At 66.4% G+C, this 12,956-nt stretch carries 11 protein-coding genes and 1 riboswitch; of the genes, 6 read left to right on the plus strand and 5 right to left on the minus strand.

Features of this window, described 5'->3' with window-relative positions; all coding sequences use genetic code 11:
* Positions 1-53: 53 nt before the first annotated feature.
* A complete protein-coding gene (locus tag DWA33_RS03520; RefSeq protein WP_114356711.1) occupies positions 54-1,274 on the minus strand; it encodes an ABC transporter substrate-binding protein in 1,221 nt (406 codons plus the stop codon).
* Between the two features lie 249 nt (positions 1,275-1,523).
* Here DWA33_RS03520 and DWA33_RS03525 point away from each other — a divergent pair, with 249 nt between their 5' ends.
* A complete protein-coding gene (locus DWA33_RS03525) occupies positions 1,524-2,774 on the plus strand; it encodes an ATP-grasp domain-containing protein (protein WP_114356712.1) in 1,251 nt (416 codons plus the stop codon).
* A 29-nt stretch (positions 2,775-2,803) separates the two neighbouring features.
* Here the strand turns inward: DWA33_RS03525 and DWA33_RS03530 are convergent, their stop codons facing one another.
* The 3 genes from DWA33_RS03530 to DWA33_RS03540 all read right to left on the minus strand — a co-directional run bounded on the left by DWA33_RS03530 (position 2,804) and on the right by DWA33_RS03540 (position 5,702).
* Complete coding sequence (locus tag DWA33_RS03530) at positions 2,804-2,998, minus strand: hypothetical protein (RefSeq protein ID WP_114356713.1); 195 nt, start codon at positions 2,996-2,998, stop codon at positions 2,804-2,806.
* 171 nt (positions 2,999-3,169) lie between these two features.
* Complete coding sequence (locus DWA33_RS03535; RefSeq protein ID WP_114356714.1) at positions 3,170-3,457, minus strand: hypothetical protein; 288 nt, start codon at positions 3,455-3,457, stop codon at positions 3,170-3,172.
* A 133-nt stretch (positions 3,458-3,590) separates the two neighbouring features.
* Complete coding sequence (locus tag DWA33_RS03540; protein ID WP_114356715.1) at positions 3,591-5,702, minus strand: TonB-dependent receptor; 2,112 nt, start codon at positions 5,700-5,702, stop codon at positions 3,591-3,593.
* Between the two features lie 108 nt (positions 5,703-5,810).
* Positions 5,811-6,015: riboswitch (cobalamin riboswitch) on the minus strand.
* A 133-nt stretch (positions 6,016-6,148) separates the two neighbouring features.
* Between DWA33_RS03540 and DWA33_RS03545 the strand changes: the two genes are divergently transcribed.
* The 3 genes from DWA33_RS03545 (at position 6,149) to DWA33_RS03555 (ending at position 9,491) form a co-directional block, all read left to right on the plus strand.
* Positions 6,149-6,865, plus strand: coding sequence for a DUF938 domain-containing protein (locus tag DWA33_RS03545; protein WP_114356833.1), 717 nt, complete (start codon positions 6,149-6,151; stop codon positions 6,863-6,865).
* A 75-nt stretch (positions 6,866-6,940) separates the two neighbouring features.
* Positions 6,941-8,188, plus strand: a complete 1,248-nt coding sequence (locus DWA33_RS03550) for an MFS transporter (protein WP_114356716.1) — start codon at positions 6,941-6,943, stop codon at positions 8,186-8,188.
* An 85-nt stretch (positions 8,189-8,273) separates the two neighbouring features.
* The gene (locus tag DWA33_RS03555; RefSeq protein ID WP_114356717.1) at positions 8,274-9,491 is read left to right on the plus strand and encodes an MFS transporter; all 1,218 of its coding nucleotides are present in this window, start codon (positions 8,274-8,276) and stop codon (positions 9,489-9,491) included.
* A 27-nt stretch (positions 9,492-9,518) separates the two neighbouring features.
* Here the strand turns inward: DWA33_RS03555 and DWA33_RS03560 are convergent, their stop codons facing one another.
* The gene (locus DWA33_RS03560) at positions 9,519-10,064 is read right to left on the minus strand and encodes a carboxymuconolactone decarboxylase family protein (protein ID WP_114356718.1); all 546 of its coding nucleotides are present in this window, start codon (positions 10,062-10,064) and stop codon (positions 9,519-9,521) included.
* Positions 10,065-10,226: 162 nt separating this feature from the next.
* Between DWA33_RS03560 and DWA33_RS03565 the strand changes: the two genes are divergently transcribed.
* Positions 10,227-11,411, plus strand: a complete 1,185-nt coding sequence (locus tag DWA33_RS03565) for an acyl-CoA dehydrogenase family protein (RefSeq protein WP_114356719.1) — start codon at positions 10,227-10,229, stop codon at positions 11,409-11,411.
* Between the two features lie 147 nt (positions 11,412-11,558).
* Entirely contained in the window at positions 11,559-12,698 is a 1,140-nt protein-coding gene (locus DWA33_RS03570) for an acyl-CoA dehydrogenase family protein (RefSeq protein WP_114356720.1), read from the plus strand.
* The last annotated feature ends 258 nt before the right edge of the window (positions 12,699-12,956 follow it).

Below are 12,956 nucleotides of genomic sequence, written 5' to 3' on the forward strand. Positions count from 1 at the left end.
TCGCGCGGAAGGCGAGGACGCCGCACGCGGACGTGCGGCGTCCGAAGCCGATCCTACCGGCTCGGCGCATCGGTGTTGAAGATCTCGCCTTCCGGCACCCAGCTCTTGCCGTCGAACCGCGCGATCTGCATCTGGGTGTACGGCGCGTAGCGATCCGGCCGGGTCGAGATCTTGATCCCGGGCAGCAGCAACGGAGCCGCCGTCGGCTTGATGTTGGTCGCCTGCTTCAGCAGGTTCTCGCGGGTCAGGTTGTCGCCGCAGGCTTCCAGAACCTTCACCGTCATGTAGGCCGAGATGTAGCCGGTGACGGTCGAGCCGTCCGCGATGTCGCCTTTCGGGTACCACTTGGTGAGGAATTCCTTGAACTCCTTGATGTCGGCGTCGTTCGCGAATCGCGGATCCGTCGGCGTCTTCGCCGCCAGCGCGGTGAGCAGTCCGGTGGAGGCTTCGAGGCCGGCGGGCTCGAGCGCGCCCTTGATCGAGCTCGACACGCTCACAACGTAGTTCAGCGGCCGCCAGTTCAGCTCATAAACCTTGCGAATCGCCTGGGCGCCGAATTTCGGAGTCGCCATGGTGAACAGGGTATCGGCGCCTGACGCCTTCAGCGCGACGATCTGCGAATCGACCGTCGGGTCGGTGACTTCGTATGTCACTTCCTTGACGATCATGGTCTTGGCCTTGTCGCCGAGGCCGTCTTTCAACCCTTTGACGTAGTCCTTGCCGGCATCGTCGTTCTGTGAAAACACCCCGAGCTTGGCATCCGGCTTGTTCTTCAGCAGGTACTTCGCGAAGATCATGCCCTCCATCTGGTAGGGTGGGTAGAGCTGAGTGGTCCACGGGAAGTTCTTCGGATCATCCCACTTCGCAGCGCCGGTCGAAATGAAGATTTGCGGCACCTTCTTGGCGTTGAGATATTTCTGGATCGCCGAATTGGTCGGGGTGCCGATCGTGCCGATGATCGCCAGCACCTCGTCCTGCTCGACCAGCCGCCGGGTCTGCTCCACGGTCTTCGGCGGCGAATAGCCGTCGTCGAGGCTGATCAGCTTGATCTTGCGGCCGTTGACGCCGCCTTTGGCGTTGATCATCGCGTAGTAGGCGTCCTCGACATGCCCCTGAACCCCGTAGGCCGAGGCCGGGCCGCTATACGGCATGGTCTGCCCGATCTTGATTTCGGTATCGGTGACACCGGGGCCGTATTGCTTCTGGGCGAACGCAGGCTGGGCCGCAGCAAGCGCAACAGCGCCGGCTGCGAGGAGCGAGATGCGTGTGGACATTGTGTTTCCTCTCGTCGTTGAAGCCGCACTCTTCGGTGCGGGCTGGTACGTCGATCGCCCGGGCTTGTTGTTTGATCGGGGCGCGGTGCAATCATGCCTACGGTCTCACGAGAGTCTCGCCGGTTCAATTGAATTGCGCGGCGGCGACGCAGCGCCAGGCGATCGATCGTCGTCGCAGAAATTTCGCGCAGCGGACTAAGCGCTGCTAAGTTGTCGGAGTGATCGGTGTGGTGGCAGCGAGGATACACGATGACAGCCGATGAACGACGATTGCGGGTGCTGCTGTCGGAAGGCGGCAGCACCTCGGCGCGTCAGGCGATCACCGTGCTCGGGCTCGCCGGGCATCACGTCGAGATCTGCGATCCGTCGCCGGTGTGCCTCGGCCGGTTCTCGCGCTTCGTGCGTGCGTTCCACCGCTGTCCGCCGCTTCGCCGCGATCCCGCCGGTTATCTCGGCTTCGTCGAGGATCTGCTGGCACGGCGCGGCTTCGACGTGCTGCTGCCGATCCACGAGCAGGGCCTGGTGTTCGCGCGTGCGCACGACCGTGTCGCGGCATTGACCGGCGTGGCGCTGCCGTCGTTCGCCAGCTACCGCACCGCGCTCGCCAAAGCCGGCTTCAGCCGGCTGTTGGACGCGCTCGGCCTGCCGCAGCCGGAAACCCGGATCGTGGCTTCGGAGCGCGAACTGCGCGATGCGGCGCGGCCCCCTTGTATCGTGAAGTCGTCGGTCGGCACGGCCAGCCGCGGCGTCTGGCGGGTTCCGGACCGGGGCGCGCTCGATCCGGTGGTGCAGGAGCTGCGCGCGGTCAACGGATTGGCCGACGAACTGCTGGTGCAGGCGTTCGTCGCCGGGCCGATCGAGCACGCCCAGGCGGTGTTCGATCACGGCGAACTGCTGGCGCTGCACGTCTATCGGCAGATGGCGGCCGGCGCCGGCGGCGGACCGGCGCGCAAATGCAGCATCCGGCGCGACGACGTTCGCGCGGACGTCGCGGCGATCGGCGCAGCGCTGCATTGGCACGGCGCACTGTCGTTCGACTACATTCAGCCGGCAGATGCGCGGCCGCTGTATATCGACTGCAATCCGCGACTGGTCGAGCCGATGAGTGCGCAGCTTGCCGGCCTCGACCTGGTCGACCTGTTGCTGCGGCTGTCGCTCGGTGAGCGGCCCGGAACGATCGGACCGTCCCGTGAAGGCGCCCACAGCCATCTCGGCATGCAGGCGCTGCTCGGTTGTGCGTTGCGCGGCGGTTCGCGGCGCGACGTGATGCGGGAACATTCGCGTCTGATCCTTCGGCAGCCGCCTTATGCCGGCAGCGCCGAGGAACTCACTCCGGTGCGGCACGACTGGCTCAGCGCAGTGCCGCTGACGGCGACTGCGGTCATCCTGCTCGCCGCGCCGAACCGCGCCTCGACGCTCGCCGCAAAAGGCTGGGGCGAGCATCTGCTCGACGCGGATACGATCGCGCGGATCGACCGAGGATTCGAGCGTTGCAGCTGACGAGCGGACGTGCCCGGACCACCTGACGGTTACAGATCCTTGGTATAGTCGTCGCGATCGCGGTCCGGCGCGCAGATGTCGCCGGTCTCATAAAGATCGTCGTCGACGGCGGGCGGCGGCTTCGGCGGCGCGGGTTTGGGCTCGCCTTTTCCGCCGCCGCTGCCGGCCTTCTTGTCGCGTTTCGGAGCCGCGGCCTTGGCTCGTTTGCGCAGGAAGCCGATCATTGTCTCTCGGTTCCGTCATGGCCGGCACGCGTGGCTCTAAGCGCACACGCGACCAGCGTTGCTGTCGGTTCAATTCAACCGCGGTTGCACAATCGAGACTAGACCGGATTCGTCAAAGCTCGCACGCAATTTTCGCATCATGCAATGCCGCAGCGTGACGTTCGGCGCGGATCAGGTCCGCCGGCCGGAGCTCTGCTGGTCCGCCAGCCATTCCGACAGCGGGCGCGGCTTATCGTCCTCGGCCTTCTTGCCGCCTCGCTTTGCGGTGGGGCTCGCGGTCTTGGTGCGCTTGGTCTTGCTCGATGGCCCGGCTTGCGGCATCGCGGCTTCGCGGGCGAGCCGCAGCGCTCGCAGTCGGGCCATGTTGTCGAGGACCGCTTTGGTCGCGGCTTCGCGTTCGGTCTTGCCGCCGTCGCCTTCAGCGGCGCCGCCGGCGCGGTGATTGTCGTCGTTCGTCATTCGTCCAGTTCAATTGCAGTCCGTGAGGAAGTCGGCGTGATAGCACGAAAAAAGCCTCCGAACAGCCTTTCGGCGTTCGGAGGCTGTTCGACGTTGGTTTCGCGTGCAAGCGGCGTGGAACGCAGCCGTGCGATCAGAAAGTCACCCCCGCCTTGGCCAGATAGGTCCGGCCGGGCAGTGGATAGGCGCCGTAGCGGCCGGGCGTGAAGCTGCTGGCCACCGCATAGTCGTAGTATTGGGCGTTGAACAGGTTGATCACGCTCAGCGACCAGAAGAATTGGTCGATCTCGCCGCTCAGCTTGACGTCGACGGTGCCGTTGGCCGGGATCTTGACTTGGCTGTTGGCATTGTCGCTGTCCATGAAGCGACTGCTCCAGACCCGCGCGGTGGCATCGAACACGACGTATTTCTGCCAGACGTTCCAGGTCACGCCGGCATTCGCCGTATAGCGCGACACCAGCGGCACGTCGTTGCCCGACAACGGCCCTTCGCGGAACGTTGCGCGGGTGTAGGCCGCGCCGCTGCGCAGCAGCAGACTGTCGCTGAGGCGGATCGACGAACTGGTCTCGCCGCCGTAGCGGCGGGTTGGATCGAGATTGGTGTTGTAGAAGTTCACCGGGTCGTAGCGGATCTCGTTGGTCAGATCCATGTTGTAGACGCTCGTCTGCATCTCGAACGGACCGGACTTGATGCGGAAGCCGCCTTCGACATCCACCGAGGTCTGCGTCTTGAGCGCAAAGGTGCCCGGGATCGGATTGAAGAACGCATCGTAGGACGGCCCAGAGGCGACGCGTTCGTCGACATTCGGGGTGCGGAACGCGCGAGCGGCGCGGGCAAACACGCTGAACACGTCGTTAAAGCGATGCTCGAGGCCGACATGCAGCGCATGCTGGGTCTCGGTGCTGTCCAGCGGCAGAGCCTGCGCTCCGCCGAAATAGCCGGGCGCCAGCGGATTGAGCCGGTCGGTGGCTTCGACCTTCACGCTCTGCACCCGGCCGCCATAGGAGAAGTCGGTGGTCGGCAGGACGGCGATGGTCTGCTGCCAATAGCCGGCGAGGGTCTTCTGCGACAGGTTATAGACGTGAACCGGCGGCGTGCCGCGATATTGGCCGCGGTCGGAATCATAGGTCGCGTCGTAATAGTCGAGGCCGGTGAGGATCTTCGACGGCAGGCCGAAGAACGCGTTCTTGATGCTCAGCCGCGGCGTGATCGACCAAGTCTGCAGATGCGCGTCGAACGAGCTCGCGCTGAATGGCGACAGCGGCACATTGCCGAAATAGGCGGCCTGCTGGCGCTTGTCGCGCAGGCCGCCATCGACGATCAGTTCGGCGCCGTCCCACAGCGATTTGGTGAAGCCGGCCGTGATATTGGTGCCCTGCTTGTCGGCGTAGTCGAACGGCGTGTTGGTGCCGCGGCGGTCGGTCTGCAACTGATTCAGGCCGATCGACGGGTCGACGGTCCGCGAACCGGGCAGGCCGAGGCGTTGATTGTCGCCCGAGATGTTGACGAACGCGCTGAAGTCGCTCGTCGTGTAACGCAGTTCACCCAGCGCATTGTTCTGTTCGAGCGCGTTGTTGGTACGGTAACCGTCGGTACGGACGTGATTGGCGAAGGCCGACGTCGACCATGGGCCGGAATTGAAAGCTGCCGACACCGCAGCGAGGCGCTGATTGAACGAGCCGACGCCGCCTTCGGCGCGGAATGTTGCGGGCGGACCGCCAGCGCCGGTCTTGGTGACGATGTTGATCACGCCGCCGACCGCGTTGTCGCCGTACAGCACCGCGCCGCTGCCGCCGCGAGTGATCTCGATGCGCTCGATCGACTGCAGCGGGATGCTCGACAAGTCGATCCCCTGCAGGTCGAGGTCGTTGAGGCGACGGCCGTTGATCAGAAACAGCGTATTCGAGGTCGCTGTGGCGCCGAAGCCGCGCAGGTCGACCGAAGAGCCGGTACCGTTGACGCCGCCATACAGCGACGTGCTCTGCACACCGGGCGTCTGTGCGATGATGTCCTGCACGGTCTGCGCTGGCGAACGTGCGATGTCGTCGGCGGTGATCACGGTGCTCGAGGTGCCGACGATGGAGGTGGAGGTGCGGGTGGCGGTGGCGCTGACCACGATCTCCGGCAGCATGTCCTGAGCGGCGGCGGGCGTGATGAGCGAAAGCGAAGGAACCAGAACGGTGGAGGCGAGAAGTGCGCGCGAAAGGCCGGAGCAAGGCCGCGGCGCGGCGGGTCGGGAATGCATGGGATCAACCTCGGCTGACGTCTGTGGCACGTCACAGCGAACGAGGTCTCACCGGCTTGTTCGGAAGCGGTGAAGACAATGCCTGCAATTCCCGGCCGGCAACTTCGCGTGTGACCACGAATGACGGCAGGTCTCCTGGCTCGCGGTTGATCTTCCGTCGCCTTCCCAGGACCGAGGTTCCCAGTGGCATCCGACGAAAGACGATCCGCTTACAGTTGCGGGAACAGCTACGGCCTAGAACGCGAAAGTGGCAGCGTCCGCACCGTATTCCCTTTTCATTCCCTCTCGGGAAACCGTCGGCACCATCTAGAAGTCCCGAGATTTGCGAGTCAATTCGCCGATGGCGTCGAACAGGCCTAATCGTGGTCGGATTGTGACCAGCTGTGACTTGCGTGTAACAGCCGGGTCTGTACACCTCACACGATTAGCGGATGCGGCAGGTGGCGATGGCGGAGTTCGTGGTCGAGTTCGGCAAGGATGGACGGCGGGTCGAGCCTGACGGCCGGCTCGATGCTGCCGCGTTTCACCGCAACGAGGCGGCGATCCGCGCCGTGTTGGCCCGCCTGCTCACCGGCCGGCACGGCGACGTGCTCGAAGCGGGCAGCGGCACCGGTCAGCACATCACCGCGCTCGCGCGCGAGCACCCGTCGATCGTGTGGTGGCCGAGCGATCTCAACGACCGGCATTTGGAGAGCATTGCGGCCTGGCGGGCCGATGCGGCGCTGGCCAATCTGCGGCCGCCGCAGCGGATCGATCTGGCCGATCCTGTCTGGTCGGTCGCGCCGGTCGAGGGGGCGGCCCCGGGACCGCTGCTGGCGCTGTTCTGTTCCAACGTCGTGCACATCGCGCCGTGGCGCGTCGCCGAAGGGCTGCTCGCCGGCGCCGGACGGCTGCTGCGCGACGATGGGATGCTGGTGCTGTACGGGCCGTTCAAGAAGGACGGCAGGCACACAGCGCTCAGCAATGCGGTGTTCGACACCAGCCTGCGCGACGCCAATCCGGAGTGGGGTGTCCGCGACGTGGCGGATCTGGAACAGCTGGCGGCCGGCGCCGGTCTGGCGCTGAGCGAAATCGTCGAGATGCCGGCCAACAACCTGATCCTGGTGTTTGTACGGGCAAAACCGGCGGGGGCCGATGCGGCCGGTGGTACCGCGGCGGGTTGATCGCGCCCGGCCCGGCCCTATGATGCGCGCGCAATCGCCGGCCGGGGTCGGCCGGCGCGAGGAGAATCCCCGCCGATGGTCGATGCGACGGCCAACGACATCGTCGAAGACGATGCCCGTGCCCGTTCCAACGTGGTGCGGCTGGTCGCGGCGCAGGCACTGACCGGCGCCAACGCCGCGGTGATCTTCGCCACCGGCTCGATCATCGGCGCCCAGCTCGCGCCGCAGATGTCGCTCGCGACCGTGCCGCTGTCGATGTACGTGCTCGGCCTTGCTGCCGGCACGCTGCCGACCGGCTGGATCGCGCGGGCTTTCGGCCGGCGTGTCGCCTTCATGGTCGGCACCGGCTGCGGCGCGCTGACCGGCGTGCTCGGCGCGGTCGCGATCCTGTACGGCTCGTTCCTGCTGTTCTGCGTCGCCACCTTCATCGGCGGGCTGTACGCCGCGGTGTCGCAATCCTACCGATTCGCCGCTGCCGACGGCGCCAGCGCGGCCTATCGGCCGAAGGCGGTGTCGTGGGTGATGGCCGGCGGGGTGTTCGCCGGCGTGCTCGGTCCGCAGCTCGTGCAATGGACCATGGACGTCTGGCAGCCGTATCTGTTCGCGTTCTCCTATGTGGTGCAGGCGGTAATCGCGCTGATCGCCATGGCGGTGCTGTGGGGCGTCGATGCGCCGAAGCCGAAGCCGGCCGAACGCGCCGGCGGCCGGCCGCTGCTGGAGATCGTGCGGCAGCCGCGCTTCATCGCCGCGGCGCTGTGCGGCGCAATCGCCTATCCGATGATGAACCTGGTGATGACCTCGGCGCCGCTGGCGATGCAGATGTGCGGGCTGAGCGTCGGCGATTCCAATTTCGGTCTGCAATGGCACATCGTGGCGATGTACGCGCCGAGCTTCGTCACCGGCTCGCTGATCATCAAGTTCGGCGCGCCGCGCGTGGTCGCGGCCGGCCTGATCCTGGAGGCGCTCGGTGCCGGCATCGGCCTCACCGGCGTCACCGCCCCGCACTTCTGGGCGACGCTGTTCGTGATCGGGGTCGGCTGGAACCTGGCGTTCGTCGGCGCCTCCGCGCTGGTGCTGGAAACCCACCAGCCGAACGAGCGGACCAAGGTCCAGGCGGTCAATGATTTCATCATTTTCGGGCTGATGGCGCTGGGCTCGTTCGCGTCCGGCCAGTTGCTGGCCGACTACGGCTGGGCGACCGTCAATCTCGCGGTGTTTCCGCCGGTGTTGCTCGGCCTGATCGTGCTGGCGATCACCGGCTGGTCGAAGATACGAAAACGTGCGGCTCTGGCCGCCACCGAACTGTCCGATCGCGGCGTCTGACCGCGCACCAACACGGCCGGCGGCGAACGCCGGACAGGGGAGGGAGTCCGATGCCGTCGCCTGCGACGAATGACGCTCGCCGCCCATGGTGACGACCCCGGCTCCCGACGAGACCTCGTTCCGCTATCACGGCTGGCGGATCGTCGTGGTGTGCTTCGTCGTCGCCACCTTCGGCTGGGGACTCGGCTTCTACGGTCAGAGCGTTTATCTCGCCGAACTGGCCCGCATGCACGGCTGGCCATCGTCGCAGATCGCCACCGCGACGACGTTCTTCTATCTCGCCGGTGCGCTGCTGGTCGCGTTCGTCGGTGATGTGATCCGCACCATCGGGGCCCGGTCGTGCCTGCTCGGCGGCATCGCCGCGATGGCGCTCGGCACCGCTTTGCTCGGCCGGATCGATGCGGTCTGGCAGCTCTATGCGGTCGATGCGCTGCTGGCGGTCGGCTGGGCCGGGACCAGTCTCGGCGCGATCACCAACACGCTCGGCCTGTGGTTCGACCGGCGCCGCGGCATGGCGATCAGCCTGGCGCTCAACGGCGCTTCCTTCGGCGGCATTGCCGGCGTGCCGCTGCTGGTGGCGCTGATCGGCGCGCTCGGCTTCGCCGGAGCGACGACGGCTACCGCGCTCGCCGCGGTGGTGTTGCTGATGCCGCTGGTCGCGATCGTGGTCGCGCCGCCGCTGCATCCCGCCAATGCCGCTCCGGTCGCCGCCGCGCCAAGGCCGCTGTCGTCCGGCGCGATCCGCGGCAGCGCGCTGCGCGACCTCGGCTTTCTGACTGCGACGATCGCGTTCTCGCTGGTGCTGTTCGCGCAGGTCGGCTTCATCGTCCACCTGATCGCCTATCTCGATCCGCTGATCGGTCGCGAGCGCGCCGCGCTGGCGATGTCGCTGCTGACCGCGATGGCGGTGGTCGGGCGGGTGTCGCTGTCGGTGGTGATCGACCGGCTCAACCAGCGCCTGGTTTCGGCGCTGTCGTTCGCCAGCCAAGCGGTGGCGTTGGGAGTCTTGATCTCCACCCGCGACGCGACGCTGCTGCTGGCCGCCTGCGCGTTGTTCGGTTTTTCGGTCGGCAATCTGATCACCTTGCCGGCGCTGATCATCCAGCGCGAATTCCCGGCATCGTCGTTCGGCGTTTTGGTCGCGCTCAACACTGCGATCAACCAGGTCACCTACGCGTTCGGCCCCGGCATCATCGGCCTGCTGCGCGACGCCTCCGGCAGCTATGCGCTGCCGTTCGCCGGCTGTATCGCGCTGCAGCTCGCCGCCGCAGCGCTGATCATGGTGCGGCGAGGGCGAAGATAGCCCTTCTATCGCAGCGGAAACGACGGCTCACGCCAGCTCCGGCGTCTCGCCGTCGGGCAGCGGGAATTGGTAGGCGTTGAGCGTCATCGACACCATCGTGTAGTAGCCGCACAGTCCGATCACTTCGACCAAGCCGCGCTCGCCGAGCAGCCGCATCGCCTCGTCATACAGCGGCTGCGGCAGCCCCTTGGCTTCGTGCAAGGCGCGGGCGACATCGTAGATCACCTGCGCCTTCGGATTGTCGAACGATGGTGTGCGGCGGTCGCGGATCGCTTCGATGATCCTGGGATCGAGGCCGCCGTCGAGCGCCATCTTCTTGTGCGCGTACCATTCGTACTGCGCGGTCCAATGCCGCGCGGTGACCAGGATCGCCAGTTCCGACAGCGCCGGGGTCAGCGAGGTGTCGTAGCGCAGGAAGGCGCCGAGCCGGGTGGCGTGCCGGGCCATCTCCGGGCTCGCCAGCCACGCCATCATCGGCGGCGGCGGGCTGCCGCGCTTGCTGGCGATCGACTCGTCGTAGATGGCGCGTTGTTCGGCGCTCATTTCGCCGGGCGAAAGCAAATTCAGGCGCATCCTCGGTTGTCCTCTTCGGGTGTCGGCGTTCGTTCCCTAGCACATTGCCGCAAGATCGGAGCCGAGACGGATATTGAATTCCACCGCGCGACGCGCCAAGGTTGCCGCCAACAATGCATCGTCGGCGTGCAAAGCGTCGGCGCAAATGTGGATGGAAACCGCATGACCGATCTCGATACATTCCGCGCCGAGACTCGCGCCTGGCTGGAGGCCAATTGCCCTGCCGAGATGCGCACGCCGATGCAGGGCGACGAGGACAATTTCTGGGGCGGCCGCAACGCCAAATTCGCCTCCGAGGCGCAGAAGGTCTGGTTCGAGCGGATGCGCGACAAGGGCTGGACCGTGCCGGACTGGCCGACGCAATACGGCGGCGGCGGGCTCGACGGCGCCCAGCACAAGGTGTTGCGCGAAGAGATGGCTGCGATCGGCGCGCGCCCGCCGCTGTCGTCGTTCGGCATCTGGATGCTTGGGCCGGCGCTGCTGAAATACGGCAACGAACAGCAGAAGGCCGAGCACCTGCCGAAGATCGCGCGTGGCGAAATTCGCTGGTGCCAGGGCTATTCCGAGCCGAACGCCGGATCGGATCTGGCCTCGCTGCAGACCCGCGCGGTGCCGGACGGCGACGACTTCATCATCAACGGTTCGAAGATCTGGACGTCCTACGCCAATTACGCCGACTGGATTTTCTGCCTGGTGCGCACCGACCCGGCCGCCAAGAAGCACGACGGCATCAGCTTCATCCTGTTCGACATGACGTCGCCCGGCGTGACCACCAAGCCGATCCTGCTGATCTCCGGCAAGTCGCCGTTCTGCGAGACCTTTTTTGACAACGTCCGGGTGCCTCAGTCGCACGTCGTCGGCACCATCAATCGCGGCTGGGACGTCGCCAAATATCTGCTGCAGCACGAGCGCGCGATGATCTCCGGGATGGGCGGCCGTGACGGCGGCCGGCCGCTCGGCCAAGTCGCGGCGGATTCGCTCGGCACCGACGCGCAGGGGCGGCTTGACGATCCGATCCTGCGCGGCGAGATCGCCACGTTCGATGTCGACGAGGCGGCGCTCGCCTGCGCGGCGGAGCGGGCGGTCGATCTCGCCAAGGCCGGCCAACTGCATCCGGCATTTTCGTCGGCGATGAAGTACTACGGCACCGAGCTGAACAAGCGCCGCCACGAGATCCTGATGTCGGCCGGCGGCATCGACGCGCTGGAGTGGGAGAGCGAGCGCAGCCACGACGGCGCCCGCGCCCGCGCCTGGCTGCGCACCAAGGCCAACTCGATCGAAGGCGGCACCAGCGAAGTGATGCTCGGTATCGTCGCCAAGCGCATCCTCGATCTGCCGGGGGCGTAGCACCACCCCTCCACGTCATTCCGGGGCGCGCGTAGCGCGAACCCGGAATCTCTCTTCGCAACAACATCGGGATTCCAGGTCTGCGCGCGCCGCGCACATCCCGGAATAACGAACTCAAACCATCATTCCGAAGCGGAAACATCACCCATGGCTCTCGTCCTCACCGAAGAACAAACCATGCTGCGCGACTCGGCGCGCGGGCTGATCGGCGACAAGGCGCCGGTGGCGCATTTGCGCAAGCTGCGCGACGAGCGTGACGCTACCGGCTTCTCCCGCGACTTGTGGAAGAGCTTCGCCGAGATGGGCTTGGCCGGCCTGCTGGTGCCGGAGGAGTTCGGCGGCTCGGGGCTCGGCTGCGTCGAGGCCGGCGTGGTGATGGAAGAAATCGGCCGCAACCTGACGCCGTCGCCGCTGCTGTCGACCGCGATCCTGGCGGCTTCCGCGCTCGTCCGCGGCGGCTCGGACGCGCAGAAGAAGGCATACTTGCCGAAGATCGCCGATGGATCGCTCATCGCCGCGCTCGCGGTCGATGAAGGCGCCAAGCACCGGCCCGCGAAGATCGCGCTGGCGGCGACCCGCGCCGGCAACGGCTTTCGGCTGAAGGGCGAGAAGGCGCTGGTGGTCGACGGTCACGTCGCCGACCTTTTGGTCGTCGCGGCGCGCAGTGCCGGTCAGCCGGGCGATGCCGACGGGTTGACGCTGTTCCTGGTCGACCCGAAGGCCAAGGGCGTTGCGATCGAGCGTACCGTGATGGTCGACGCCCACAATGCAGCGCGGATCGGTTTCGACGACGTCGAGGTGAATGCCGATCAGGTACTCGGCGAGGTCGATCGGGGCGGGGCGCTGCTTGAGGCGGTGCTGAATATCGGCCGCGCTGCCGTCGCAGCCGAGATGCTCGGTGTTGCCGACGAGGCGTTCGGCCGGACGGTGAGCTATCTCAAGGAGCGCAAGCAGTTCGGCAGGCTGATCGGCGAATTCCAGGCGCTGCAGCACCGCGCCGCGCATCTCTACACCGAGATCGAGATCCTGCGCGCCGCCGTGCTCAAGGCGCTCCAGGCGGTCGACGCCGACGCGGCGCAGGCGCGCGTTGCTGTCGCTGTCGCGAAGGCCAAGGCCGGCACGGTGACCACGCTCGCGGTGCAGGAAGGCGTGCAGATGCACGGCGGCATGGGCATGACCGACCAGTTCGATATCGGCCTGTTCATGAAGCGCGGCCGCGTGCTGCAGGAGCTGTTCGGCGACAGCGCCTATCACGCCGAAGCGCTGGCGGAGTGGAAGACGTATTGATGGGTTAGCGTCACAAGCCGTCATTCCGGGGCGCGAACGGAAGTTCGCCAACCCGGAATCCCGAGGTTGCGTTCAAAGCGGTGCTACAAAGTGCGAGATTCCGGGCTCGCGCTGCGCGCGCCCCGGAATGACGAACGAGAGGGTGTTTGAGAGCGCAGGCGCATCAAAACTCCAAACCGTCATCCTCGCCCATTGCCGTCATCCCCGCGTAGGCGGAGATCCAGTATTCCAGGGAGCTGATTGCCAATCGCCAGCGCT

Origin of the sequence: Rhodopseudomonas pentothenatexigens (genome assembly GCF_900218015.1) — a bacterium.
In the GTDB taxonomy this organism is placed as follows: Bacteria; Pseudomonadota; Alphaproteobacteria; order Rhizobiales; family Xanthobacteraceae; genus Rhodopseudomonas; species Rhodopseudomonas pentothenatexigens.

What these genes read in the sequence shown, in the direction of transcription:
- DWA33_RS03540 (WP_114356715.1), bottom strand. Translation starts at nt 5,702, where the DNA reads ATGCATTCCCGACCCGCCGCGCCGCGGCCTTGCTCCGGCCTTTCGCGC.
- DWA33_RS03555 (WP_114356717.1), top strand. Translation starts at nt 8,274, where the DNA reads ATGGTGACGACCCCGGCTCCCGACGAGACCTCGTTCCGCTATCACGGC.
- DWA33_RS03570 (WP_114356720.1), top strand. Translation starts at nt 11,559, where the DNA reads ATGGCTCTCGTCCTCACCGAAGAACAAACCATGCTGCGCGACTCGGCG.
- DWA33_RS03525 (WP_114356712.1), top strand. Translation starts at nt 1,524, where the DNA reads ATGACAGCCGATGAACGACGATTGCGGGTGCTGCTGTCGGAAGGCGGC.
- DWA33_RS03535 (WP_114356714.1), bottom strand. Translation starts at nt 3,457, where the DNA reads ATGACGAACGACGACAATCACCGCGCCGGCGGCGCCGCTGAAGGCGAC.
- DWA33_RS03550 (WP_114356716.1), top strand. Translation starts at nt 6,941, where the DNA reads ATGGTCGATGCGACGGCCAACGACATCGTCGAAGACGATGCCCGTGCC.
- DWA33_RS03545 (WP_114356833.1), top strand. Translation starts at nt 6,149, where the DNA reads ATGGCGGAGTTCGTGGTCGAGTTCGGCAAGGATGGACGGCGGGTCGAG.
- DWA33_RS03520 (WP_114356711.1), bottom strand. Translation starts at nt 1,274, where the DNA reads ATGTCCACACGCATCTCGCTCCTCGCAGCCGGCGCTGTTGCGCTTGCT.
- DWA33_RS03530 (WP_114356713.1), bottom strand. Translation starts at nt 2,998, where the DNA reads ATGATCGGCTTCCTGCGCAAACGAGCCAAGGCCGCGGCTCCGAAACGC.
- DWA33_RS03565 (WP_114356719.1), top strand. Translation starts at nt 10,227, where the DNA reads ATGACCGATCTCGATACATTCCGCGCCGAGACTCGCGCCTGGCTGGAG.
- DWA33_RS03560 (WP_114356718.1), bottom strand. Translation starts at nt 10,064, where the DNA reads ATGCGCCTGAATTTGCTTTCGCCCGGCGAAATGAGCGCCGAACAACGC.